Origin of the sequence: Streptomyces sp. NPDC050625, assembly GCF_040654755.1 — a bacterium.
GTDB lineage: Bacteria > Actinomycetota > Actinomycetes > Streptomycetales > Streptomycetaceae > Streptomyces.
The window spans coordinates 62324-84656 of sequence record NZ_JBFAIQ010000007.1; the positions used below are offsets into that span (position 1 = coordinate 62324).

General features: G+C 71.6%; 23 protein-coding genes and 1 riboswitch. Of the genes, 11 read left to right on the forward strand and 12 right to left on the reverse strand.

All coding sequences use genetic code 11. The annotated features are described in order from the left end of the window. The first annotated feature begins 15 nt into the window (after positions 1–15). From AB0I54_RS18295 to AB0I54_RS18305, 3 genes are all read left to right on the forward strand, one after another. The gene (locus AB0I54_RS18295; protein WP_363297011.1) at positions 16–1251 is read left to right on the forward strand and encodes a DUF5931 domain-containing protein; all 1236 of its coding nucleotides are present in this window, start codon (positions 16–18) and stop codon (positions 1249–1251) included. Continuing rightward, positions 1248–1925, forward strand: coding sequence for a response regulator transcription factor (locus tag AB0I54_RS18300; protein WP_363297012.1), 678 nt, complete (start codon positions 1248–1250; stop codon positions 1923–1925). The genes AB0I54_RS18295 and AB0I54_RS18300 overlap by 4 nt, the downstream gene beginning before the upstream one ends. A gap of 121 nt (positions 1926–2046) precedes the next feature. Beyond that, positions 2047–3075, forward strand: coding sequence for a 6-phosphofructokinase (locus tag AB0I54_RS18305; protein WP_363297013.1), 1029 nt, complete (start codon positions 2047–2049; stop codon positions 3073–3075). Between the two features lie 29 nt (positions 3076–3104). Here AB0I54_RS18305 and AB0I54_RS18310 read toward each other — a convergent pair whose 3' ends face one another. Together AB0I54_RS18310 and AB0I54_RS18315 are read right to left on the reverse strand one after the other, a co-directional pair. Next, positions 3105–4994: an anthranilate synthase family protein gene (locus tag AB0I54_RS18310; protein ID WP_363297014.1), complete on the reverse strand. Its 1890-nt coding sequence runs from the start codon at positions 4992–4994 to the stop codon at positions 3105–3107. A gap of 102 nt (positions 4995–5096) precedes the next feature. Then, a complete protein-coding gene (locus AB0I54_RS18315; protein WP_078912442.1) occupies positions 5097–5153 on the reverse strand; it encodes a trp operon leader peptide in 57 nt (18 codons plus the stop codon). 107 nt (positions 5154–5260) lie between these two features. On the opposite strand from AB0I54_RS18315, the gene AB0I54_RS18320 reads away from it, so the two are divergent. Further along, positions 5261–6613 (forward strand): class II 3-deoxy-7-phosphoheptulonate synthase, encoded by a 1353-nt coding sequence (locus tag AB0I54_RS18320; RefSeq protein WP_363297015.1) that lies wholly within the window; start codon positions 5261–5263, stop codon positions 6611–6613. Between the two features lie 160 nt (positions 6614–6773). Beyond that, the gene (locus AB0I54_RS18325) at positions 6774–7028 is read left to right on the forward strand and encodes a (2Fe-2S)-binding protein (RefSeq protein WP_363297017.1); all 255 of its coding nucleotides are present in this window, start codon (positions 6774–6776) and stop codon (positions 7026–7028) included. On the opposite strand, the gene bfr is transcribed toward AB0I54_RS18325, so the two are convergent. After that, positions 7025–7504 (reverse strand): bacterioferritin, encoded by a 480-nt coding sequence (bfr, locus tag AB0I54_RS18330; RefSeq protein ID WP_363297018.1) that lies wholly within the window; start codon positions 7502–7504, stop codon positions 7025–7027. The genes AB0I54_RS18325 and bfr overlap by 4 nt on opposite strands. 176 nt (positions 7505–7680) lie before the next feature. Between bfr and AB0I54_RS18335 the strand changes: the two genes are divergently transcribed. Continuing rightward, positions 7681–8313, forward strand: a complete 633-nt coding sequence (locus AB0I54_RS18335; protein ID WP_363297019.1) for a sulfite oxidase-like oxidoreductase — start codon at positions 7681–7683, stop codon at positions 8311–8313. A 27-nt stretch (positions 8314–8340) separates the two neighbouring features. On the opposite strand, the gene AB0I54_RS18340 is transcribed toward AB0I54_RS18335, so the two are convergent. From AB0I54_RS18340 to thiO, 6 genes are all read right to left on the reverse strand, one after another. Next, the gene (locus AB0I54_RS18340) at positions 8341–8859 is read right to left on the reverse strand and encodes a DUF4396 domain-containing protein (protein WP_363297020.1); all 519 of its coding nucleotides are present in this window, start codon (positions 8857–8859) and stop codon (positions 8341–8343) included. A 76-nt stretch (positions 8860–8935) separates the two neighbouring features. Beyond that, positions 8936–9829 carry a deoxyribonuclease IV gene (locus AB0I54_RS18345; protein ID WP_363297021.1) on the reverse strand — a complete coding sequence of 298 codons (894 nt, stop codon included), beginning with the start codon at positions 9827–9829 and terminating at the stop codon, positions 8936–8938. Between the two features lie 47 nt (positions 9830–9876). After that, positions 9877–11802 (reverse strand): Stk1 family PASTA domain-containing Ser/Thr kinase, encoded by a 1926-nt coding sequence (gene pknB, locus AB0I54_RS18350; RefSeq protein WP_363297022.1) that lies wholly within the window; start codon positions 11800–11802, stop codon positions 9877–9879. An 88-nt stretch (positions 11803–11890) separates the two neighbouring features. Next, positions 11891–12685, reverse strand: coding sequence for a thiazole synthase (locus AB0I54_RS18355; protein ID WP_363297023.1), 795 nt, complete (start codon positions 12683–12685; stop codon positions 11891–11893). Between the two features lie 3 nt (positions 12686–12688). Next, entirely contained in the window at positions 12689–12889 is a 201-nt protein-coding gene (gene thiS / locus AB0I54_RS18360) for a sulfur carrier protein ThiS (protein WP_363297024.1), read from the reverse strand. Next, a complete protein-coding gene (gene thiO, locus AB0I54_RS18365) occupies positions 12886–14070 on the reverse strand; it encodes a glycine oxidase ThiO (RefSeq protein ID WP_363297026.1) in 1185 nt (394 codons plus the stop codon). Before thiO ends, thiS begins: the two co-directional genes overlap by 4 nt. Continuing rightward, a riboswitch (TPP riboswitch) is annotated at positions 14068–14179 on the reverse strand. (Overlaps the previous gene by 3 nt.) 159 nt (positions 14180–14338) lie before the next feature. On the opposite strand from thiO, the gene AB0I54_RS18370 reads away from it, so the two are divergent. The 5 genes from AB0I54_RS18370 to AB0I54_RS18390 all read left to right on the forward strand — a co-directional run bounded on the left by AB0I54_RS18370 (position 14339) and on the right by AB0I54_RS18390 (position 18857). Then, on the forward strand, positions 14339–15571 hold the full coding sequence (locus tag AB0I54_RS18370) for an FAD-dependent oxidoreductase (protein WP_363297027.1): 1233 nt from the start codon (positions 14339–14341) through the stop codon (positions 15569–15571). 64 nt (positions 15572–15635) lie between these two features. Beyond that, a complete protein-coding gene (locus AB0I54_RS18375) occupies positions 15636–16001 on the forward strand; it encodes an Rv2175c family DNA-binding protein (RefSeq protein ID WP_263207802.1) in 366 nt (121 codons plus the stop codon). A gap of 165 nt (positions 16002–16166) precedes the next feature. Then, a complete protein-coding gene (gene thiE / locus AB0I54_RS18380; RefSeq protein WP_363297028.1) occupies positions 16167–16820 on the forward strand; it encodes a thiamine phosphate synthase in 654 nt (217 codons plus the stop codon). Positions 16821–16941: 121 nt separating this feature from the next. Further along, positions 16942–17865: a methylenetetrahydrofolate reductase [NAD(P)H] gene (metF, locus tag AB0I54_RS18385; protein WP_363297029.1), complete on the forward strand. Its 924-nt coding sequence runs from the start codon at positions 16942–16944 to the stop codon at positions 17863–17865. 56 nt (positions 17866–17921) lie between these two features. After that, positions 17922–18857 (forward strand): hypothetical protein, encoded by a 936-nt coding sequence (locus tag AB0I54_RS18390; RefSeq protein WP_363297030.1) that lies wholly within the window; start codon positions 17922–17924, stop codon positions 18855–18857. A gap of 14 nt (positions 18858–18871) precedes the next feature. On the opposite strand, the gene AB0I54_RS18395 is transcribed toward AB0I54_RS18390, so the two are convergent. From AB0I54_RS18395 to AB0I54_RS18405, 3 genes are all read right to left on the reverse strand, one after another. Continuing rightward, positions 18872–20374: an NAD(P)/FAD-dependent oxidoreductase gene (locus AB0I54_RS18395; protein ID WP_363297032.1), complete on the reverse strand. Its 1503-nt coding sequence runs from the start codon at positions 20372–20374 to the stop codon at positions 18872–18874. Between the two features lie 320 nt (positions 20375–20694). Further along, entirely contained in the window at positions 20695–21309 is a 615-nt protein-coding gene (locus AB0I54_RS18400; protein ID WP_363297033.1) for a DUF4126 domain-containing protein, read from the reverse strand. 358 nt (positions 21310–21667) lie between these two features. Beyond that, positions 21668–22297, reverse strand: coding sequence for a TetR family transcriptional regulator (locus AB0I54_RS18405; RefSeq protein WP_363297034.1), 630 nt, complete (start codon positions 22295–22297; stop codon positions 21668–21670). Between the last annotated feature and the right edge of the window lie 36 nt (positions 22298–22333).

Consider the following 22333-nt stretch of genomic DNA (forward strand, 5'->3'; position numbering starts at 1 on the left):
GGGGTGGGGGAGCGCGTGCCGAAGCGCGAGAAGGTCATGAGGATGTCGGTCGAGCTGCCGCTGTGGCGTGCGCTCGCCGGCTACCGGGTCCTGACGATGCTGTACGCGGTCGGCCTGTTCGCCTCCGCGTACCACGAGTACGACCGCCCCGTCGTCGCCATCGCCTACTACGTCCTCCTGTGCGCCTGGACGCTCGCCACGCTGCCCCGGGTGCGCAACGCGGTGGCCTGCACCAAGCGCTTCCTCGCCGTGGACCTCGCGATCGCGCTCACCGGTATCGTCCTCACCCCGTGGGTGGTCACCGACCACCACATCGACCGCGGCGGCCCCACCCTGCCGTCGATCTGGACGGCCGGCTCGGTTCTCGCCTTCGCCATCAAGGGCGGCTGGCGCTGGGCCGCGTTCGCCTCCACGCCCGTGGCCGTCGCCAACCTCGTCGAGCGCGGCAGGCCGGCCCGCGACACCGTCCACAACGTGATCCTCGTCTGGGTCGCCTCCATCGCCATCGGATACGTCGTCGAGGTCGCCCGGGCCTCCGAGCGCACCCTCGCCCGCGCCCTGGAGATCGAGGCCGCCACCCGGGAGCGGGAGCGGCTGGCCCGGGACATCCACGACAGCGTGCTGCAGGTGCTGGCGATGGTGCAGCGGCGCGGCGCGGTCATCGGCGGGGAGGCGGCCGAGCTGGGCCGGATGGCGGGGGAGCAGGAGGCGGCGCTGCGCGCGCTCGTCTCCGGCGGTCTGGTTCCGGTCCCGCGCGTGTCGTACGACGCGGCCGAGGGGGCGGTCGTACGGACCGTGGAGGAGCCCGACGACACCGCGGGGCCGGTCGACCTGCGCACCCTGCTCGTCCCGTACGCCGGTGCCCGGGTCAGCTTCGCCGAGCCCGGCGCCCCGGTGCCGCTGCCGCCCGGTGCGGCCAGGGAGTTGGCGGCCGCCGTCGGCGCGGCCCTGGACAATGTGCGCAGGCACGCGGGTCCGGACGCGCGGGCCTGGATCCTCGTCGAGGACGAGCCGGACGAGGTCGTGGTGACCGTCCGGGACGACGGACCCGGCATCCCCGAGGGGCGGCTCGCGCAGGCCGAAGGAGAGGGGCGGCTCGGGGTCGCCCTGTCGATCCGGGGGCGGCTGCGCGATCTCGGCGGCAGCGCCGAGCTGCTCTCGACTCCGGGGCAGGGCACGGAAGTCGAGCTGAAGGTACCCAAGGCCCCGAAGGACCCGGACGTCTCCCGGGGGAAGGCGGAGAAGCGATGACGCAGCGGCAGGGCCCGATCAAGGTGATGGTGGTCGACGACCACCCCATGTGGCGCGACGCGGTCGCCCGCGACCTGACCGAGTCCGGCTTCGAGGTGGTCGCCACCGCCGGGGACGGCGAGCAGGCGGTGCGCCGCGCGAGGGCCGCGGCGCCGGACGTCCTCGTCCTGGACCTCAACCTGCCCGCCAAGCCCGGCGTCCAGGTCTGCAAGGAACTCGTCGGCGCCAACCCCGCGTTGCGCGTCCTGGTGCTGTCGGCCAGCGGTGAGCACGCCGACGTACTGGAGGCCGTGAAGTCGGGCGCGACCGGCTATCTCCTCAAGTCGGCCTCCACCGAGGAACTGCTGGACGCGGTGCGCCGTACGGCGGTCGGCGACCCGGTGTTCACCCCCGGGCTCGCCGGTCTGGTCCTCGGCGAGTACCGCAGGCTGGCCTCCGAGCCCGCGCCCGCCGCCGACGCCGACGAGCCGGGGGCGCCCCGGCTGACCGAGCGTGAGACCGAGGTGCTGCGGCTGGTCGCCAAGGGCCTGAGCTACAAGCAGATCGCCGAACGGCTGGTCATCTCCCACCGCACGGTCCAGAACCACGTCCAGAACACCCTCGGCAAGCTCCAGTTGCACAACCGGGTCGAGCTGGTGCGGTACGCGATAGAGCGCGGGCTCGACGACGCCTGACCGGTCCCGTCAACCAACCGCCTGACTTTTCACCGGAATTGCGCTTCCCGCCCATCCCTGTGTGACCGGGATCACCATTAGCGTGACCTGCATCAGGCAACCGCGGCGAAGGGACTTTTCCATGCGGGTCGGAGTACTGACCGGAGGCGGCGACTGCCCCGGGCTCAACGCCGTCATCCGGGGCATCGTGCGCAAGGGCGTGCAGGAGTACGGCTATGACTTCGTCGGCTTCCGGGACGGCTGGCGCGGACCCCTCGAAGGCGACGCCGTCCGCCTCGACATCCCGGCCGTGCGCGGCATCCTGCCCCGCGGCGGGACGATCCTCGGATCCTCGCGGACCAACCCCCTCAAGATGGAGGGCGGCATCCGCCGCATCAAGGACAACCTCGCCAAGCAGGAGGTCGAGGCACTCGTCACCATCGGCGGCGAGGACACCCTGGGCGTGGCGGCGCGGCTGTCCGACGAGTACGGCGTGCCCTGCGTCGGCGTGCCGAAGACCATCGACAACGACCTCTCCGCCACCGACTACACCTTCGGCTTCGACACCGCCGTCGGCATCGCCACGGAGGCCATCGACCGGCTGCACACCACCGCCGAGTCCCATATGCGGGTCCTGGTCTGCGAGGTGATGGGCCGTCACGCCGGCTGGATCGCCCTCCACTCCGGGCTCGCGGGCGGTGCGAACGTCATCCTCATCCCCGAGCAGCGCTTCGACCTCGACCAGGTGTGCGCCTGGATCACCTCCCGCTTCAAGGCGTCGTACGCCCCGATCGTGGTCGTCGCCGAGGGCGCCATGCCGAAGGACGGCGACATGGTGCTCAAGGACGAGTCGCTGGACTCCTTCGGGCACGTGCGGCTCTCCGGCGTCGGTGAGTGGCTGGCCAAGCAGATCGAGAAGCGCACCGGCAAGGAGGCGCGGACCACCGTCCTCGGGCACATCCAGCGCGGCGGCACCCCGAGCGCCTTCGACCGCTGGCTGGCCACCCGCTTCGGGCTGCACGCCATCGAAGCGGTCCGCGACGGCGACTTCGGCAAGATGGTCGCGCTGCGCGGCACCGACATCGTCCGCGTCCCGATCGCCGAGGCCACGGCCAAGCTGAAGACCGTGGACCCGAAGCTGTACGAGGAAGTCGGCGTGTTCTTCGGCTGACCCGCGCGGGCCGACCAAGGGCTCGCTTCTCAGCGCCGGTCGGCGAAACCCGGTCCGTCCGGCGCTGTACTCGTCCCGCGCAGCCGGCCGATCAGTTCCCGCACGATCACCGCCCCGTTCAGGGTGAGGACCGACTCGGGGTGGAACTGCAGCCCGGCGAACCCGAGCCCCCGCAGCGCGTGCACCTCCCCGTTCGCGGCCCGGCTCACCTCGACGCCGTGGGCCGCGAGTTCCCCGAGGGCGTCCTCGTCGCAGCGGGCCACGAAGCTGTTGTAGAAGCCGACGGTCTCCGGCCGTCCGAACAGGTCGACGGTCGTCTGCGCCCCCTGGTACGGCACCTCCTTGCGTACGATCTCCAGCCCCAGCTCGGCCGCGATCAGCTCGTGCCCGAGGCAGACACCGAGGACGCCGTGCCGGTGCCCCCGGATCACCTCGGCGGTGAGCTCCCGCAGGAAGCGCATCTTCGGGTCGGCGAGGTCCGAGGGGTCACCGGGCCCGGGGCCCAGCACGACCGGGCCCTCGTGCGCGAGCACCGCCTCCCGCAGCCCCGGCTCGTCGTAGCGCCGGACGGTCACCGTCGGCCCGCTCGACCGCAGCACGTGCGCGAGCATCGCCGTGAAGGTGTCCTCCGCGTCGACGACGAGCGCATGGCCCGCGAGGGCCTCGGACCGCTCCTGCATCCGCAGCCAGAACGGCGCGAGCGAGGCCCGGCGCCCGTCCAGCGCCGCCCGCACCCGGGCGTCGTCGGCCAGCCCGGGGCGTGTGTGCTCCCCGCGGGGCCGGGAGGGCCGTACCCCGAGAGCCGCCAGCACCCCCGCCGCCTTGGCGTGGGTCTCCGCCACCTCGCCCGCCGGGTCCGATCCCCGGACCAGGGTGGCGCCGACCGGGACGCGCAGCCGCCCTGCCGCGTCGATGTCCGCGGTGCGGATGAGGATCGGGGAGTCCAGCGTCTGGGCGCCGCCCGGGTCGCGGCCGAGCAGGGCCAGCGCGCCCGCGTAGTAGCCGCGGCCCCCGACCTCGTGCCGCTCGATGACCCGGCACGCGTTCTGCACCGGCGAGCCGGTGACCGTGGCGGCGAACATGGTCTCCTTCAGCACCTCCCGTACGTCCAGGGAGGACTTGCCGCGCAGCTCGTACTCGGTGTGCGCGAGGTGCGCCATCTCCTTCAGCCGCGGGCCGACCACCACCCCGCCCATGTCACCGACCGTGCACATCATCTTGAGCTCCTCGTCGACCACCATCGACAGCTCCTCGATCTCCTTGCCGTCGGCGAGGAAGTCCAGCAGGTGCTCGGGCGTCGGGCCGCCGTCCGGGTAGCGGTACGTGCCGCTGATCGGGTTCATGACGACCGTGCCGCCGGACATCCGGACGTGCACCTCCGGGCTCGCCCCGACCAGCGTGCGCTCCCCGGTATGGACGACGAAGGTCCAGTACGCGCCCCGCTCACCCTCCAGCAGCCGCCGGAACAGCGCGAGGGCGTCCGCGCGTCCGAACCCCGGGATCTCACCCCCGTACGTCCGCCGGATGACGAAGTTCGCGCCCTCGCCCCGCCCGATCTCGTCGCGCAGCACCCGGCCGACGATCTCGCCGTACTCCTCGTCGCCGACGTCGAAGCCCCCGCCCTCGACCCGCACCTCGTGCGCGGGCAGCTGCGCCAGGGCGTCGGCCAGCGGCAGGGTCCGGGTCTCCTCGGGGATCAGCACGGCCAGCGGTGTGCCGTCGTCGCGCACGTCGAAGCCGCGTTCACGGATCTGCCGGAAGGGGACGAGCGCGAGGCCCTCGTCGGGCAGGTCCGCGAGCCGGTCGTACGTGGTGACGGGACCCAGGAACACCTCCACGGTGTTCTCGTCGTGGCCCGGGGTGCGGCGGCGGAGCAGGGCGAAGGGACGTGAGTCGGACAGCAGGTCCAGCAGGTTCATGGGTCGGTGATCCTTCTCGATCTTCTTGACGGAGAGGAACGACCCCGGAAACACCGAAGGCCGCCCCTCGGGCGGCCTTCGCGAAGTCTTGCGTACGCGCAGTCAGTGGGCCGCCGGATGAGCGGTCCACCACCAGTTCTGGGTCGAAAGCGCGAACATGCGGTGCACCTTACCCGATCTCCGGTGCGTCCACAGGTGAGCGCACAACCGTCTCACCTGTCGAGCCGGGAGAAAACGACACGACACGACCCCGTAGTGTTGAGTGCGTGACCGTGAACGCTAAGACCAGCGCGAGCGCTGGCAACACCTGGCGAGACCTGCCCGCGGCGCAGCAGCCCGAGTACCCCGACGCCGAGGCTCTGCGCGCAGCGATCGCGGACCTCGAGTCGTATCCGCCGCTCGTCTTCGCGGGCGAGTGCGACCAGCTGCGCGCCCGGTTGGCTGCTGTCGCCAAGGGAGAGGCGTTCCTCCTCCAGGGCGGCGACTGCGCCGAGGCCTTCGACGCGGTGTCCGCCGACCACATCCGCAACAAGCTCAAGACGCTGCTCCAGATGGGCGCCGTGCTGACGTACGCCGCCTCGGTGCCCGTGGTGAAGGTCGGCCGTATCGCCGGCCAGTACTCCAAGCCGCGCTCCAAGCCGACCGAGACCCGTGACGGCGTCACGTTGCCGGTGTACCGGGGCGACTCCGTGAACGGCTTCGACTTCACCGAGGCGAGCCGGATCCCGGACCCCGAGCGGCTGAAGCGGATGTACCACGCGTCCGCCTCGACGCTGAACCTGGTGCGCGCCTTCACCACCGGCGGTTACGCGGACCTGCGCCAGGTGCACGCCTGGAACCAGGACTTCGTGCGCTCGTCGCCGTCCGGCCAGCGCTACGAGCAGCTGGCCCGCGAGATCGACAACGCGCTGAACTTCATGCACGCCTGCGGGGCCGACCCGGAGGAGTTCAAGACCGTCGAGTTCTACTCCTCGCACGAGGCGCTGCTGCTGGCCTACGAGTCCGCCCTGACCAGGGTCGACTCCCGCACCGGCAAGCTGTACGACGTCTCCGGGCACATGGTGTGGATCGGTGAGCGCACCCGGCAGCTGGACCATGCGCACATCGAGTTCGCCTCGAAGATCCGCAACCCGATCGGCATCAAGCTCGGCCCGACCACCACGGCCGAGGAGGCGCTGCAGTACATCGACCGCCTCGACCCCGAGCGCGAGCCGGGCCGGCTGACCTTCATCGTCCGCATGGGTGCCGACAAGATCCGCGACAAGCTCCCCGAGCTGGTCGAGAAGGTCACGGCGTCCGGTGCCGCGGTGGCGTGGGTGACCGACCCGATGCACGGCAACACCTTCGAGGCGGCCTCCGGCCACAAGACCCGCCGCTTCGACGACGTGCTCGACGAGGTCAAGGGCTTCTTCGAGGTCCACAAGGCGCTGGGCACCCACCCGGGCGGCATCCACGTCGAGCTCACCGGTGACGATGTCACCGAGTGCGTGGGCGGGGGCGACGAGATCTTCGTCGACGACCTGCACCAGCGCTACGAGACGGCCTGCGACCCGCGCCTGAACCGCAGCCAGTCGCTCGACCTGGCGTTCCTCGTCGCCGAGATGTACCGGGACCAGTGACGGACCTGCCCGTCGGGGACAAGTGAAGTGGGGCGCGGATCACATACGATCCGCGCCCCTGCCCACTTTTGCGGTTCCTGAGTGATGGGTAAGGTTAGGTTTGCCTCACCGATCAAACGGGACGGCGCCAGTCATCGATCCCGTCGGGAGGTGAATCCGCGTGTACGTGTGCAGCTGCTTCGGTGTGACCGAGGCGCAGGTCAAGAAGCACGCGGAGGACGGCGCGTGCACCCCGCGCCAGATCGCCTCGCAGTGCAAGGCGGGCACGGACTGCGGTTCGTGCGTACGGCGCATCCAGTCGATCCTCGGCCGTGGTGCCTGCCCGCGCCGTGAGCCGGCCGACCAGGGCAGGCCGATCCTGGCCAAGCTCGGCGGGGCTGAGCTCGACGGGGCCGAGCCGGCCGCGGCCGCCTAGCTCTCCGGCTGTTCGATCAGCTGCGCGATGTAGAGCGCGTCACCGAGCTTCTCCACCAGCTCCAGCTGGGTGTCCAGGTAGTCGATGTGGTGCTCCTCGTCGGCGAGGATGTCCTCGAAGATGTTCGCGGACGTGATGTCGCCCTTCTCGCGCATCACCTTGATCCCGCGCCTGAGCCGGTCGATCGCCTCCACCTCGACCTCCCGGTCCGCCTCGAACATCTCCCGGACGGTCTGCCCCACCCGCACATGGAACAGCCGCTGGTAGTTCGGCAGCCCTTCCAGGAACAGGATGCGGTCGGTGAGCACCTCGGCGTGCTTCATCTCGTCGAACGACTCGTGGCGCGTGTACTTGGCGAGCTTCGTCCAGCCGAAGTTCTCCTGCATCTTCGCGTGCAGGAAGTACTGGTTGATCGCGGTGAGCTCACCGGTGAGCTGCTCGTTGAGGAATTCGATGACCTCGGGATCGCCCTGCATCGCACGGGCTCCTTCCGCATGGGGGAAATGGGGAGGCTGCGGCCGCATGATTGCACCGGCGTCGAAGATCGTCCAGTAAGTGCGTACTTAGTAAGTAAGTCCATGCTTGCCATTGGTTGTCCGATTCGGGGCAGGGCTGGTCAGGTGCACTGCTCCGGGTCTGTCAGGATGGAGTCATGGGTCATCCGGTGGAGCGCGAATCTGGAGAAGCGGCAGGGTCCGAGCTTCCGCCGGGGCAGCGACTGCAGCGCGGCTGGCCCGTCACGCACTACGGTCCGGTACCCAAGTTCCGGCCCGAGCGCTGGGAGTTCAGGGTCTTCGGTGCCACCGCCGACGGTGAGAAGCACTGCTGGAACCACGAGGAGTTCACGGCCCTGCCCTACACCACCGTCATGGCTGATCTGCACTGCGTGACGAAATACAGCATGCTCGGCGCGGAGTGGGGCGGCATCCCGGCCCGGACGATCCTGGAGATCGCCCCGCCCGCGACCGACGCCACCCATGTGATGGTCTGGGCGGAGTACGGCTTCAGCTCGAACCTGCGCCTCGCGGACTTCGCCTCCGACCGCTCGATCTTCGCCACTCACAAGGACGGTGAACTCCTCACCGCCGAGCACGGCTTCCCGGTCCGCCTCGTGGTGCCCCACCTCTATGCCTGGAAGGGGCCCAAATGGGTCCGGGGCGTGGAGTACATGACCGCCGACCGCCGCGGCTTCTGGGAGGAGCGCGGGTACCACAACGTAGGCGACCCCTGGAAGGAACAGCGCTACTCCTACCAGGAGGAGCCCGGGGACGGCCCCGAGCTCTGACCTCTCTGACCTCTCCTGGCCGGCCGCTCAGTGGTGGTACTGGTGCACCACCGCATGGCCCTTGCCCCGGCCGATCGTCCACTTGTTGACCGGCGTCGTGACCACGAAGGCCACCACGAGCGAGATCAGCAGTGAGCCCCAGAACAGCAGGTCGTCCAGCTGTGCGTCCATCGCGTCCGGCCACAGCACGATCACACCGTTGTCGATCAGCTCCATCACCGCGATGGACAGGGTGTCCGCGGCCAGCGCCACCCGGAAAGCGGTGCGGAAGTCGACGCCCGCCTTCAGCACCCCGCGCAGGGTGAGCGAGTAGCCGAAGAAGAAGGCCAGCACGATCGCCAGGATCATCGTCGGCAGGTTCCCCCACCCGAGTGCCGTTCCCACGGCCATGCCCAGTACCTCGCCGATGGCGCAGCCGGTGAGGCAGTGCAGGGTGGCCCGGGCGGCGACGGACCAGGTGGTCACGGCCGGCCCGTGGTGGCCGGCGTGCGTGTGCGTGTGTGTATGCGTGTGTGTGTCCGCGTGTGCGTGTGCCTCGTGCTGCATGAGTGCCCCCAATGTCAGGTAACGGTTCCCGCACCGAGCAGGAACCGTATACCCCCCTGGGGTATTCCTCAATGCGTTATCCGTCGCGCAGTTTCTTCAGCCGCTCCACATCCGCCGCATGCCCTTCCTTCCCGCCGGGCGTCTCGATGATCAGCGGTACGCCCTCGGTCGCGGGGTGCGTCATCAGGGCCCGGAACGGGTCCTCGCCGATATGGCCGGAGCCGATGTTCTCGTGCCGGTCCTTGTGCGCGCCCACCACGTCCTTGGAGTCGTTGGCGTGGATCAGCTTCAGCCGCCCCTCGCCGACCGTGCCGACCAGCAGGTCCAGCGTCCGGTGCATGCCGTCCGGACCGGTCAGATCGTGCCCGGCGGCGAAGATGTGACAGGTGTCCAGGCACACGCCCAGCTTCGGATGCGCGTCCAGCGCCTCGAAGTACGGCCCGAAGTCCCAGGTGCGGGAGCAGAGCGAGGAGCCCTGCCCGGCGGTCGACTCCAGCAGCAGGAACGGATCGTCGTCGTGGGTCAGCTCGTCCAGCAGCGGCAGCATGCGCTCGCGCACCTGCTCCAGCGCCACCGCCCGCTCCCGGCCGCCGGTCGCGCTTCCCGTGTGCACGACGACCCCCAGCGCGCCGATCTCCCGCCCGCGCCGCAGCGAGTGCCGCAGGGACTCCACCGACCTCTCGACGGTCGCCTCGGTGTGCGAGCCGAAGTTGATCAGGTACGGGGCGTGCACATACGCGGGGACCGACTCCTCGGCGCACGCCGCCCTAAACGCCTCGTCCTGGCGCGGACTGCCCGCCGGGGTGGCCCAGCCGCGCGGGTTGGCTACGAAGACCTGCACGGTCTCGGCCTTGAGGTCATGGGCGTACGACAGGCCCACGGAGTGCAGGCCGCCGGCCACGGGGACATGACCGCCGACGGGGTTGCGGGAGGGGCCGGGGACGGCACCGGAGGAATGCTGACTGCTCACCCGTTCAGGGTGTCACGCCCACAGATCGCCCCGGCCGGCCGCTCCCGTCACCTGATGGTGATCGTGATCGTCGACCCCTTGGGCGCCGTGTCGCCGCCCGCGACCGACTGCTTCTTCACCGTGTCCCCGAACAGCCCGAGCAGCCCGCGGTCCTCGTCGACCTTGAAGCCGGCACCCTCCAGCGCCTTGTGCGCGTCGTCGACGCTGTCCCCGACCACGTCCGGGACCTGGATCATCTCCGGGCCCTTGGAGACCGTCAGCGTCACCGTGTCACCCTCGGCGGCCCGGCTGTCGCCCGCCGGGGTCTGCCGGGCCACCTTGCCCTTGTCGTACTCGGAGTTCACCTGCTGCGCGGCGATCTCCACCTTGAGACCGGCGTTCTCCAGTTCCTGCTGGGCGTCGGCCAGGTCGTCACCGGTGACGTCCGGGACGTCGATCGGGCTGCCCTTGCTGACGACCAGTGCGATCGCCGAGCCCGCGTGCCGCTTCGTACCGGCCGTCGGGTCGGTGCTGATCACCGAGCCCTTCGCGACGCTGTCGCTGAACTCCCGGGTCACCATCCCGGGCGCCAGCCCGTCCGCCGTCAGCCGGGCCCTGGCCTTCGCCAGCGGGATGCCCTGGACGTCGGGCACGTTCACGGTCTCCGGGCCCTTCGAGATGATCAGCGTCACCGCGTTGTGGCCGCGGATCCGGGCGCCGGCCGCCGGGTCGGTGCGGATCACCGTGCCCCGCTTCACCGTGTCGTCGTAGGCGCGCTCGACCTTGGCGTCGAGCCCCGCCTCGCTCAGCCGCGCTTTCGCCTCCGCCTCGGTCTTCGCCAGCAGCGGCGGGACCCGGGTGAACTGACCGGAGTTGATGTACCAGACACCGGCGCCGACACCGAAGACCAGCAGCACGGCGGCGATGACCGTGAGCAGCGTCCGCCGCGGCCGGGCCGGGCCGCGCCGGTCGGGCACGGGCGGGGCCTGCAGCCGGCTGGTGCGGTCGACGGCCCCCACCGGGGCGTCGTCCTCGTTGACCGGCAGCAGCCGGGGCACGGTCAGCGAGCGCGGGATCACGCTCGTACGGTCCTCGGCGTTGTCGTGCTCCGCGGACAGCGCCTGCGGCGGCACGGCGTCCAACTGCTCGTCGGTGAGCCCCGCGCGGGCCTCGCGGAGCCGGGCCAGCAGCGCCACGGCGTCCTGCGGCCGGAGGTCCGGGGTGCGCGCGGCGGCCTCGGCCACCAGCTCGTCCAGCTCGTACGGCAGTCCGGGCACGGTGGCCGAGGGCGGCGGCACGTCCTCGTGGATGTGCTTGTAGAGCACCGTGGCCGGGGAGTCCCCGGCGTGCGGCTTCTCGCCGGTCAGCATCTCGTACAGGACGACACCGCACGCGTACACGTCCACCCGCGGGTCGGCCGTGCCGTGCTCGATCTGCTCCGGCGCGAGATAGGAGACGGTGCCCAGCACGGTGCCCGTGGTGTTCGTCACCGTGTCCACGGACCGCACCAGACCGAAGTCGGCGACCTTGACCCGCCCGTCGTCCCCTATCAACACGTTCTCGGGCTTCATGTCACGGTGCACGAACCCGGCGCGGTGCGCGCCGCCGAGCGCGGCGAGCACCGGCTCCAGGATGTCCAGCGCCGCACGCGGCTGCAGCGCACCGCGCTCGCGCAGCACGTCACGCAGCGTGCACCCGGCGATGTACTCCATCGCGAGATACACATACGACCCGTCGGCCCCCTGGTCGAAGACCTGCACCACGTTGGGGTGCGCCAGCCGCGCCACGGACTTCGCCTCGCGGATGAACCGCTCCACGAACGACCCGTCGGCCGCCAGCGTCGGATGCATCACCTTGAGCGCGAGCACCCGGTCCAGACGGGTGTCCAGGGCCCGGTAGACCGTGGCCATCCCGCCGACCGCGATCCGCGCCTCGACGCGATAACGGCCGTCGAGCACCTGCCCGACGAGAGGGTCCTGAAGGGTCGTATCCACGCAGGTGAGTGTACGAGCCGCGACCGACAGGGCCGGGGGTTACGCCGATCCGGGGACGGAATGCAGCAGAGCTGTGACTGTTGTGCGACTAGAAGGCGGGGCGCTCGGGATCCAGGTGTGCGCGCCCCTCGGAGGGGGAGGAGGCCTCCGCGAAGTGCCGGGGCGGGATGCGGCCCGCCCGGCGTGCCAGCCGGCCCGCCTCCACCGCGTGCTTCATCGCCTCCGCCATCAGCACCGGCTCCTGGGCCCGCGTCACCGCCGAGGCGAGCATCACACCCGCGCACCCCAATTCCATCGCCAGCGCCACGTCCGAGGCGGTGCCGGCCCCCGCGTCCAGGATCACCGGCACGCGCGCGTGCTCGACGATCAGCTGGAAGTTGTGCGGATTGCGGATGCCGAGCCCGGAGCCGATCGGCGAGCCCAGCGGCATGACCGCGGCGCAGCCGACGTCCTCCAGCTTCCGGGCCAGCACGGGGTCGTCATTGGTGTACGGCAGGACGGTGAAGCCGTCGTCCACCAGCGTCTCCGCCGCGTCCAGCAGCTCGACCGGATCCGGCAGCAGCGTCCGCTCGTCGGCGATGACCTCCAGCTTGATCAGATCGGTGCCCAGCGCCTCCCGCGCCAGCCGCGCCGTGAGCACGGCCTCACCCGCGGTGAAACACCCCGCCGTGTTCGGCAGCACCCGGATGCCGAGCCGCTCCAGCACCGACAGCACGGAGCCGTGCACCCCGGGATCGACCCGCCGCATCGCTACCGTCGTCAGCTCCGTGCCGGAGGCGACCAGTGCCCGCTCCAGCACATCCAGGCTGGGCGCACCGCCCGTACCCATGATCAGCCGGGAGGAGAGGGGCGTACCACCGAGGACAAAGGGATCGTCGGCCATGGGTCAGCCTCCTTGCACGGCGGTGAGGACTTCGACGCGGTCTCCCTCGCGCAGGGCCGTGGCGGACCACTGCGCGCGCGGGACGACGGTTTCGTTGAGCGCGGCGGCCACTCCGCGCGGTGCCGCGGTGAGCGACCGCACCAGGGTGTCGAGAGCGGTGCCGGGCGCGACCTCCCGGCGCTCCCCGTTGACCGAGATGTTCATGCGGGCTGCTCCGAAGGGACCGGGGCCGACGGGACGGCGACTGCGTTTCCGAACCGCTGCGGTGTGAAGGGGCGGGCCAGGTCCGGGAGTTCACCCGTGACCAGGACGTGGGCCATGACATCGCCGGTGACCGGTGTGAGCAGCACGCCGTTGCGGAAGTGCCCGGTGGCCATCAGCAGCCCGTCGAGCGCGGTCGGACCGAGCATCGGCGCGTTGTCCGGGGAGCCGGGGCGCAGTCCGGCCTGCGTCTCCACCAGCGGCAGCTCGGTGATCCCCGGCATCAGCTCATGGGCGTCCCGCAGCAGTTCGTACACACCGCCCGCGGTCACCGTCGTGTCCCAGCCCAGCTCCTCGCTCGTCGCCCCCACGACCAGCTCGCCGTTCTCCCGGGGCACCAGGTAGACATGCCCGCCGCGCACCACGGCCCGTACGGTACGGCTCAGGAAGGGCGCGTACCGCCGAGGCACCGTCAGCCGCACCACCTGCCCCTTCACCGGCCGCACCGGCGGCAGCAGACCGTCCGGCACGCCCGCGAGCCGCCCGCTCAGGCTGCCGGCCGCGAGCACCACCCGGTCCGCGCCCAGGACGTCTCCCTCACGGGTGACGACACCGGCGGCCCGGTCCCGTACGACCGACAGCCGCTCCGCCCACGTGCGGTGGAACACCACCCCCGCGCGCTCGCACGCGGCCACCAGCGCGGCCGTCAGCCGCCGCGGATCGATCTGATCGTCGCCGTCCACCCGCAGCCCGCCGCGCACACCGGGCGCGAGCATCGGCTCCAGGCGCCGGCACTCCCGCCCCGACAGCCACTCGGACTCCAGGCCCGACCGCTGCTGCAGGGCGTGCAGTTCGCGCAGATGGGCGCGGTCGTCGGCGTCCAGCGCGACGGCGAGCGTGCCGCACCGCCGGTAGCCGACGTCGTGGCCGGTGACCTCGGTGAGCTCGGCCACGAAGTCCGGATAGCGGCGGGCCGAGGCGAGGTTCAGGCCCAGCAGGGTCTGCTCGCCGTAGTGCAGTTCCGTGACCGCGGCCAGCATCCCGGCCGCCACCTGGGCGGCCCCGCCGCCCGGCTCGGGATCCACCACGGCGGTGACGAGCCCGCGCTGCGCGGCCCGCCAGGCCGTGACCAGGCCGATGATTCCGCCCCCCACGACGAGGACGTCTGACGTACGTGACGACATGGGCGTCCAGCCCCTCCCTTCGCCGGCATGACCCGGATCAGGTTCGTACGGTCGGAGGCCGCCAGCCTCCCTCTCAGCCCGGTGCGTCCGGGCTCCCGCGAGTGCTTGTACGGTGGCCACCCTAGCCCGCGGAGCTTCGCCCGGGTAAGGGAGCCTCCGTCCACGGCCCGATCGGGAGGCGCGGCGGGCCCAGCGGAACGAGCGTTGTGGAGCAGGTCACCCAGCACGCCCCCTGACTGACAGTTTGTCAGTTGTCTATGGTGATCTGGTGAGCGAGCAGACGCAGCAACGGGGCACGTCACAGGCACGGCGCGTGGTCGTCGTCGGCGCGGGCATGGCCGGGGTGCAGACCGCGGTCGCCCTGCGGGAACAGGGCTTCACCGGCACCGTCACGCTGATCGGCGCGGAGCCGCACCAGCCCTACGACCGGCCGCCGCTGTCCAAGGCCGTGCTGCTCGGCAAGGCCGAGGGCTCCGCCTTCGACGTCGACTTCGAGTCGCTCGGCATCGAACTGCGACTGGGGTGCGAGGCGGACGGCGCGCGCCCCGCCGACCACGAGCTGGACACCGAGTCCGGGCCCGTTCCGTACGACGTCCTGGTCGTCGCGACCGGCGCCGAACCGATCCGCCTGCCCGGCACGGAGGGCGTCCCCGGAGTGCATCTGCTGCGCACCTTGGACGACGCCGAACGGCTGCGGCCCGTGCTCTCCCAGCAGCACGACATCGTGGTCGTCGGCGCGGGCTGGATCGGCGCCGAGTTCGCCACGGCGGCCCGCGAGGCGGGCTGTGCGGTGACGGTCGTCGAGGCCGCCGACCGCCCCCTCGCGGGAGCCCTTCCCGCCGAGGTGGCCGCGCCGATGACCGCCTGGTACGCCGACAGCGGAGCCGCGCTGCGCACCCACGCGCGCGTGGAGCGCATCGAGCCGGGCGCGGTGGTGCTCGACGACGGCGCGCGGCTGCCCGCGGGCGCCGTCGTGGTCGGCATCGGCGCGCGCCCCGCCACCGACTGGCTCACCGGCTCCGGCATCGAACTCGGCGCGCACCGCGAGATCGTGGCCGACGACCATCTGCGCGCCTCCACCCCCGACGTGTACGCGGTCGGCGACTGCGCCTCCTTCCCGTCGGCCCGGTACGGCGAGCGGCTGCTCGTCCACCACTGGGACAACGCCCTCCAGGGCCCGCGCACGGTCGCCGCCAACATCATCGGCGAGGAACCGGCCGTCTACGACCCCGTGCCCTACTTCTGGTCCGAGCAGTTCGGCCGCTTCGTCCAGTACGCCGGTCACCACGCGTCCGCCGACACGCTGCTGTGGCGCGGCGACCCGCTCGGGCCCGCCTGGACCGTCTGCTGGCTCCGCGAGGGCCGCCTCGTCGCCCTGCTGGCGGTGGGCCGGCCACGGGACCTGGCCCAGGGGCGGCGGCTGATCGAGGCGGGCACGCCGGTGGTCGCGGAGCTGCTGACGGATCCGGCGCGGCCCTTGAAACAGGCCGCGGCACGGTAGTGAAAAAGCCCAGCTCGGACGGGCCCGGCTTCCGAGTGTCAGTCCGGGATGGCAGGCTGTTTCCGTGACCGAGATTGACGCAAAGATCGATGCTCTCGTCCCCGCCTGGCTCACGCTGCCCGACATCGCCGAACAACTCGGCGTCGAGGTGACACGTGTGCGGCAGCTGGTCAAGGAGGGCCAGCTCATCGCCGTACGCCGTGGCGAGAACCGCGCGCTGCACGTCCCCGCCGCCTTCATCGACGAGGACAAGGTGGTCAAGGGCCTGTCCGGGACCCTGACGCTGCTGCGGGACGACGGCTTCACGGACGAAGAGATGCTGGAGTGGCTCTTCACTCCCGACCCGAGCCTGCCCGGCACCCCCGCCCAGGCACTGAGTGAGAACCGCGGCACGGAGGTGAAGCGCCGCGCCCAGGCGCTCGCCGTCTGATCCCAACACACCGATACGCCGCAGCGACGTACGCCGAGGGGCCGTGGCCCGGCCCGGCCCCTGGGTGGCGTGCGCCCGCGCCGCCATCGCATCGGACCGCATCGCATCGCCATCGGACCGCATCGCATCGCTTCGCTTCGCACCGACAACCGGGGGAGTCAACCCATGCCCGACACCGCAAGCGCACGTGCCCGTCTCGCCGACGCCCGGGTCTACCTCTGCACGGACGCCCGCAGACGGCAGGGCGACCTCGCCGAGTTCCTGGACGCGGTGCTGGCCGGCGGCGTCGACATCGTGCAGCTGCGGGACAAGGGCATGGAGGCGGCCGAGGAACTGGAGCACCTCCAGGTGTTCGCCGAGGCCTGCGCACGGCACGGCAGGCTGCTCGCGGTCAACGACCGCGCGGACGTCGCCCACGCCGCCGCCTCCGACGTGCTCCACCTGGGCCAGGGGGACCTTCCGGTGCCCGCCGCCCGGGCCGTGCTCGGCGACGAGGTGCTGATCGGCCGGTCCACCCACGCCGAGCGGGAGGCCGCCGCGGCCGCGGTGCAGGAAGGCGTGGACTACTTCTGCACGGGCCCCTGCTGGCCGACTCCCACGAAGCCCGGCCGCCACGCCCCCGGCCTCGACCTGGTCCGCCACACCGCCTCCCTCGGCACCGAGCGTCCCTGGTTCGCGATCGGCGGCATCGACCTCGGCAACCTCGACGAGGTGATCGACGCGGGCGCCCGCCGGGTGGTCGTCGTCCGTGCGATCACGGAGGCGGAAGACCCGGGAGCGGCGGCGGCCGAGTTCCGGAAGCGGCTGCGGCAGGTGTAGTACCCGTCACTGTCCGTATTCCTGCCCGTCTGCTGTCCAAGGAGTGGACAGAAGGTCGACAAAACGGGCAAATCTCCGGCCCTCGGTTGGGCCTCCGCCCGCCCCTGGCTAACCTGCCGGTATGGCCCTCGGAACCGCATCGACCAGGACGGATCGCGCACGCACCGTGCGCGACATCCTCGGCACCGGCAAGAAGACGTACTCGTTCGAGTTCTCAGCGCCGAAGACCCCCAAGGGCGAGCGGAACCTGTGGAGCGCGCTGCGCAGGGTCGAGGCGGTCGCGCCCGACTTCGTCTCCGTGACGTACGGCGCCGGCGGCTCAACCCGGGCGGGCACGGTCAAGGAGACCCAGCAGATCGTCGCCGACACGACGCTCACGCCGGTCGCCCATCTCACCGCGGTCGACCACTCCATCGCCGAACTGCGCAACATCATCGGCCAGTACGCCGACGCGGGCATCCGCAACATGCTCGCCGTGCGCGGCGACCCGCCCGGCGACCCGATGGGCGACTGGGTGCCGCACCCCAAGGGCCTGACCTACGCGGCCGAACTCGTCCGTCTCATCAAGGAGTCGGGCGACTTCTGCGTGGGCGTCGCCGCCTTCCCGGAGATGCACCCGCGCTCCAGCGACTGGGACACGGACGTCGAGCACTTCGTCGACAAGTGCCGCGCGGGCGCCGACTACGCGATCACGCAGATGTTCTTCCAGCCGGATTCCTATCTGCGGCTCCGCGACCGGGTCGTGGCCGCGGGCTGCGAGACGCCGGTCATCCCCGAGGTCCTGCCGGTCACGAGCGTGAAGATGCTGGAGCGGTTGCCCAAGCTCAGCAACGCCATGTTCCCGGAAGCCCTGAAAGAGCGGATCCTCACAGCAAAAGACGATCCGGCGGCGGTACGCTCCATTGGCATCGAATTCGCCACGGAGTTCTGCGCACGGCTGCTGGCCGAGGGAGTCCCCGGACTGCACTTCATCACGCTCAACAACTCCACGGCACCGCTGGAAATCTACGAGAACCTGGGCCTGCACCACCCCCCGCAGGCCTAGACCGGCCGCACGGGTATACGACACACTGCGTAGCGGTCACTGGGAGAGGGGCGTACATGGGCTGGACGGTCCTCTACATCGCGTTCGGCATCGTCGCGCTGTGGTTGCTCGGCGAGGTGCTGCTGCAGTACAAGGCGCGCCTGCGCTGGCGCCTGCTCGCCTTCGTCGGCTTCCTCGGCGTCGTGCTCGGCGTGCTGATCCCCTCCGTCGTGGTCATCGGACTGGGCGCGGCCGCCTTCGCGATCGGCCAGACCTACGTCACGCTGTCGTTCCGCCGTGGCTTCGCGGCCGGCTGGGCGGTCCGCGGCCCGGCCGCGGGCGGCAGCAGCAAGCGCCGCCGCGGTGAGCCGGTCGACCCCACCCTTGAGGTCTCCGACCTGGAAGAGGCCGAGGGGGACGACGACCGGGACGGCGCCTACCGCCGCGACAGCGTCTCGTACGGCGACGACGACTACGACCGCGACGACGTGTTCGCGCCGACCCGCTCCGCCGAGCCCACCGCCGCCGAGGCGACCGCCGTCTACGAGCCGCAGCCGCTCCCCGACGACACGGGCTCGTACGGCATATATGGCGGCCCCGCCTATGCGACCGCGGGCCAGCCCCAGGACCAGAGCTACGCGACCGCCGCCCAGGGCACCGACCAGAACTACGCGTACGACTACTCCGGCTACGGCCAGCAGCAGTACGGCTACGACACCACGGGCCAGCAGCAGTACGCCAACTACTCCGACCCGTACGTGGGCAACGAGACCTACGGCGGTGCCTCGTACGACAACGGCTACGGCGGCCAGCAGTACGCCCAGCAGGGCTACGGCCAGGACCAGTACGCCACCGGCGGCTACGGCGAGACCCCGGCCGGCGGAGTCTGGGTCCCGCAGCAGCGCACCGACGAGACGTACGGCGGCGAGCTGCCGCAGGAGCAGCAGTACCCGTACCAGCAGGGCAACGGCCAGCGGCCGGGGAACGGCTACGACGAGCAGTACCGTTTCTGAAGGCTAGCGGGGCCTCACTGGGAGCCCCGGAAGTCCGGTCCCTCCACCATCAGCCCCGCGACCAGCGCGCCCGACATGCCCGCGTGGGGGAGTCCACCGCCCGGGTGCGACCAGCCGCCCACCCGGTACAGGCCCGGCAGGCGCGTGGTGTTCGCCGGATGCAGGAAGCGCCCCCCGCCCGCGGCGAGCGCGGGAGCGGGCACCGGCCCGGCGCCGGTCTCGTCCGCACTGTGGCCGGGCGTACGCACCTCACGCCAGATGATCCGCTCGCGCAGCCCGGGCAGGGCCGCCCCCGCGGCCTCCACCACCATGTCGGCGAAGCCGTCGACGGTGCTCTCCCGCTCCCAGCCGGCCTCCGTCGGCACGGTCGCCGACACGACCACCGACTCATGGTCCGCGTCCGGGCACAGGGCGGGGTCGGCGGGCCGCAGCACGGTGACCGTGGGGCGCGCCGGCCCGGCGCCCGGCGAGGTCAGGAAGTCCAACTCGGCGTCCCGGTCGGGCGCGTGCACGACCGTGCGGTGCGCGGCACCGGCCTCGCGCGCGCCGCGCAGCGCCAGCAGCACGGTGAACCGTCCGGGCCGGGCGGCCGCGGTCTCGGCTCGTACGTCGCCCTGCGCGTCGAGCGGATGCCCCGTCAGCCCCCGCAGCCGTACCGGATCCACGTCCGCCACCACATGGTCCGCCTCGGCGACCTTTCCGTCGGCGAGTTCCACCCCCGCCGCCCGGCCGTCCTTCTCCAGGATCCCGGTGACCTCGGCGCCGAAGACGAACTCCACCCTGCGGGCCAGACACCGCTCGTGGACCGCGCGCGCCAACTCCCGCATGCCGCCGCGGACATACCAGATGCCGAAGGCGTGCTCCATGTACGGCAGCACGGCCGCGCTCGCCGGAGCCACCCGGGGATCGAGGCCGTACGCCAGGGCGTGGCTCTCCAGGAGCGCCGCGAGCCGCGGGTCGCGCAGCTCCCAGGTGCCGACCTCGGCGAGCGTGACCGCCCGGCGGGTGCGCAGCAGACGCCTGTGGGGGACGGACGGATAGGGCTCACGCTCCGCCAGCACCCCCCAGTCGGGCCACAGCGGCTCCTCCAGCAGGGGCCGGCGGGTGCGGTCCCAGGCCTCCCGGGCCCTGACGAGGAAGTCGCCCCAGCGCTGGCCCGTGCCCGCTCCGAGGGCCTCCTCCAGGGCGGAGACCACGCCCGCGCGCGAGGCGTTGGGCAGGGACACGGCGGTGCCGTCCGCGAACACATGCCGGGACGACGGATCGACCTGCACCAGCTCGACGCAGTCCTCCAGCGGCTCTTTGCCGGTCTTGACGAACAGGTCGCGGTACACGGCGGGCAGCGGCAGCAGCCCGGGACCGGTGTCGAAGCGGAACCCGTCCCGCTCGAACCGGCGCAGCGCGCCGCCGTATGTCTCCGTGCGCTCATACACCACTACCCGGTGGCCCGCGACGGCCAGCCGGGCGGCAGCCGCCATCGCGCCCATCCCGGCGCCGATCACCGCAATCCGTGCCATGCCCGCGACTTTATCGACCGCCACTGACAATCCCGCCCGCGGGCGGTCGGTCCAGCGGCCGGCCCTCGTACGCGACCGGCTGCCGCTCTTCCCGGCGGGGGGCTCTGGGCCGCTGCAAGCGGCGGCGGCTCTGCGAGGGCAGGAAGAACAGCGCGACCAGTCCGGCGGCCGGAAGGACCGCCGTGGGTCGGTCCGGGACAGGCTCTGGTGCGCGGTCGGCTGCCGCTCTGCTCGGCGGGCTCTGGGCGCGGTAAGTGGGGGCTCTGTGAGGGCGGGAAGGGTGGCGTGGTCGGTCCGGCGGCCGGAAGGGCCGCCGTGGGTCAGTCCGGTGGTCGGCCCTCGTGCGCGGCCAGCCGGCGCTCCTCCCGCCGCTGGGCCCTGCGCCGCAGGAAGCGGCGGATCCGTGAGACCAGGAAGAACAGCGCGAGCAGTCCGGCGGCCAGCAGGACCGCCGCGATCACCGCCGCCGCCCCCGGATGGAACATGGCGAACGTGACGATGCCGGCCACCCCGAGATCCTCGGCCAGGCTCATGATCATGTTGCTGAAGGGCTCCGGCGAGGTGTTGATCGCCATGCGGGTGCCGGCCTTGACCGTATGGCTGGCGAGCGCCGTCGAGCCGCCGACCAGGGCCGCCGCCACATCGGACGGCGAACCGCTGTGCCCGGCGAGCAGCGCCCCGACCCAGGCTCCCGCGACCGGCCGGACCACCGTGTGCACGGAGTCCCACACCGAGTCGACGAACGGGATCTTGTCGGCGACCGCCTCGCACAGGAACAACACGCCCGCCGCGATGAGGACCTCGGGCCGCTGCAGCGTCTCGGGGACGTCGTCGCTCAGCCCCGTCGCGCCGAAGACGCCGAGCAGCAGCACCACGGCGTAGGCGTTGACACCGCTGGCCCAGCCGCTCGTGAAGACGAGAGGGAGTACGGACACGGACGCGATCGTAACCAGCTGGCATCGGCGCGTCCTGGGCATGAGCGCGCAGGCCTGAGTACGCGTACCTAGGGAGTGAGATGAGTACGCGCGCGGATGGGGGCCGACCGGCGCGAACGAGACAGTGGAGACACGGAAAGGGCGCCACGTCCGGCACCGCCGACACGGGGCGGCGGAACGGCAGTCGCGCCCTGGTCCGCTCCTTCCGCCGATTCGTCGGCGGAAGCGAGACACGGGGGGAGCAAGGGGGAGACCCGGGGGAAGACCGGAACGGGGGTTCCAACGGGGGAGTACGGAAGGCGCCGGTCCGACGGTGGCCCGCGGGGGACGCGGCCACGGCGGACCGGCGTTTTCGCGTTCAGCGCCGTCCGCTCACCCGTCCCTGGAGCAGCCGGGACAGGGCCGCGTGGACATCGTCCAGGGACCGCTCCGGCTGGAACGACTTCCAGTCCAGCGCGGCCACCAGCACCATGCCCACCAGCGCGGCCGCCGTCAGCTGGACATCGATCTCCTCGCTGAACTCGCCGTTCGCCACGCCCTCGCGCAGCACGCCCTCGACGACCGCGACGGCCTCCTGCCGGACCACCATCAGGGTGGACTGCCAGGCCCGGTTGGTGCGCCACAGCTCGGCCACGTACAGCTGGGTGAACGCCGGGTACCGGTCGATGAAGACGAGCCCGGCGCGGACCATCTCGTCCAGGGCGTCGACCTTGCTGCCGCCCTCGCGCTCGGTCCGTTCGGCCGCCTCCCGGAGGGAGGCGGTGAGGAGGCCCACGCCGTGTCGCAGCAGCTCCTCGAAGAGGACCGACTTGCTCGCGAAGTTGTAGTAGACCGTGCCCTTCGCGACCCCGGCCCGCTCGGCGATCTCGTCCACGGTGGTGGCGGAGAAGCCCTGCTCGGCGATGAGTGTGACGGCCGCCTCGTAGAGCTTCTGCCGGGTGGCCTCGCGGCGCGTGCGGCCGCCCGACGTGGTGCTGCTGCTTTCCATGGGCCCGATTGTCACAGGAACCGTGGTCCTGGAGGG

Excerpts from the sequence above, each read along its gene's own strand:
- AB0I54_RS18300 (WP_363297012.1), top strand. The coding sequence starts at position 1,248 with ATGACGCAGCGGCAGGGCCCGATCAAGGTGATGGTGGTCGACGACCAC.
- AB0I54_RS18305 (WP_363297013.1), top strand. The coding sequence starts at position 2,047 with ATGCGGGTCGGAGTACTGACCGGAGGCGGCGACTGCCCCGGGCTCAAC.
- AB0I54_RS18310 (WP_363297014.1), bottom strand. The coding sequence starts at position 4,994 with ATGAACCTGCTGGACCTGCTGTCCGACTCACGTCCCTTCGCCCTGCTC.
- bfr (WP_363297018.1), bottom strand. The coding sequence starts at position 7,504 with ATGCAGGGCGATCCCGAGGTCATCGAATTCCTCAACGAGCAGCTCACC.
- AB0I54_RS18335 (WP_363297019.1), top strand. The coding sequence starts at position 7,681 with ATGGGTCATCCGGTGGAGCGCGAATCTGGAGAAGCGGCAGGGTCCGAG.
- AB0I54_RS18340 (WP_363297020.1), bottom strand. The coding sequence starts at position 8,859 with ATGCAGCACGAGGCACACGCACACGCGGACACACACACGCATACACAC.
- AB0I54_RS18355 (WP_363297023.1), bottom strand. The coding sequence starts at position 12,685 with ATGGCCGACGATCCCTTTGTCCTCGGTGGTACGCCCCTCTCCTCCCGG.
- thiS (WP_363297024.1), bottom strand. The coding sequence starts at position 12,889 with ATGAACATCTCGGTCAACGGGGAGCGCCGGGAGGTCGCGCCCGGCACC.
- thiO (WP_363297026.1), bottom strand. The coding sequence starts at position 14,070 with ATGTCGTCACGTACGTCAGACGTCCTCGTCGTGGGGGGCGGAATCATC.
- thiE (WP_363297028.1), top strand. The coding sequence starts at position 16,167 with ATGCCCGACACCGCAAGCGCACGTGCCCGTCTCGCCGACGCCCGGGTC.
- metF (WP_363297029.1), top strand. The coding sequence starts at position 16,942 with ATGGCCCTCGGAACCGCATCGACCAGGACGGATCGCGCACGCACCGTG.
- AB0I54_RS18390 (WP_363297030.1), top strand. The coding sequence starts at position 17,922 with ATGGGCTGGACGGTCCTCTACATCGCGTTCGGCATCGTCGCGCTGTGG.
- AB0I54_RS18395 (WP_363297032.1), bottom strand. The coding sequence starts at position 20,374 with ATGGCACGGATTGCGGTGATCGGCGCCGGGATGGGCGCGATGGCGGCT.
- AB0I54_RS18405 (WP_363297034.1), bottom strand. The coding sequence starts at position 22,297 with ATGGAAAGCAGCAGCACCACGTCGGGCGGCCGCACGCGCCGCGAGGCC.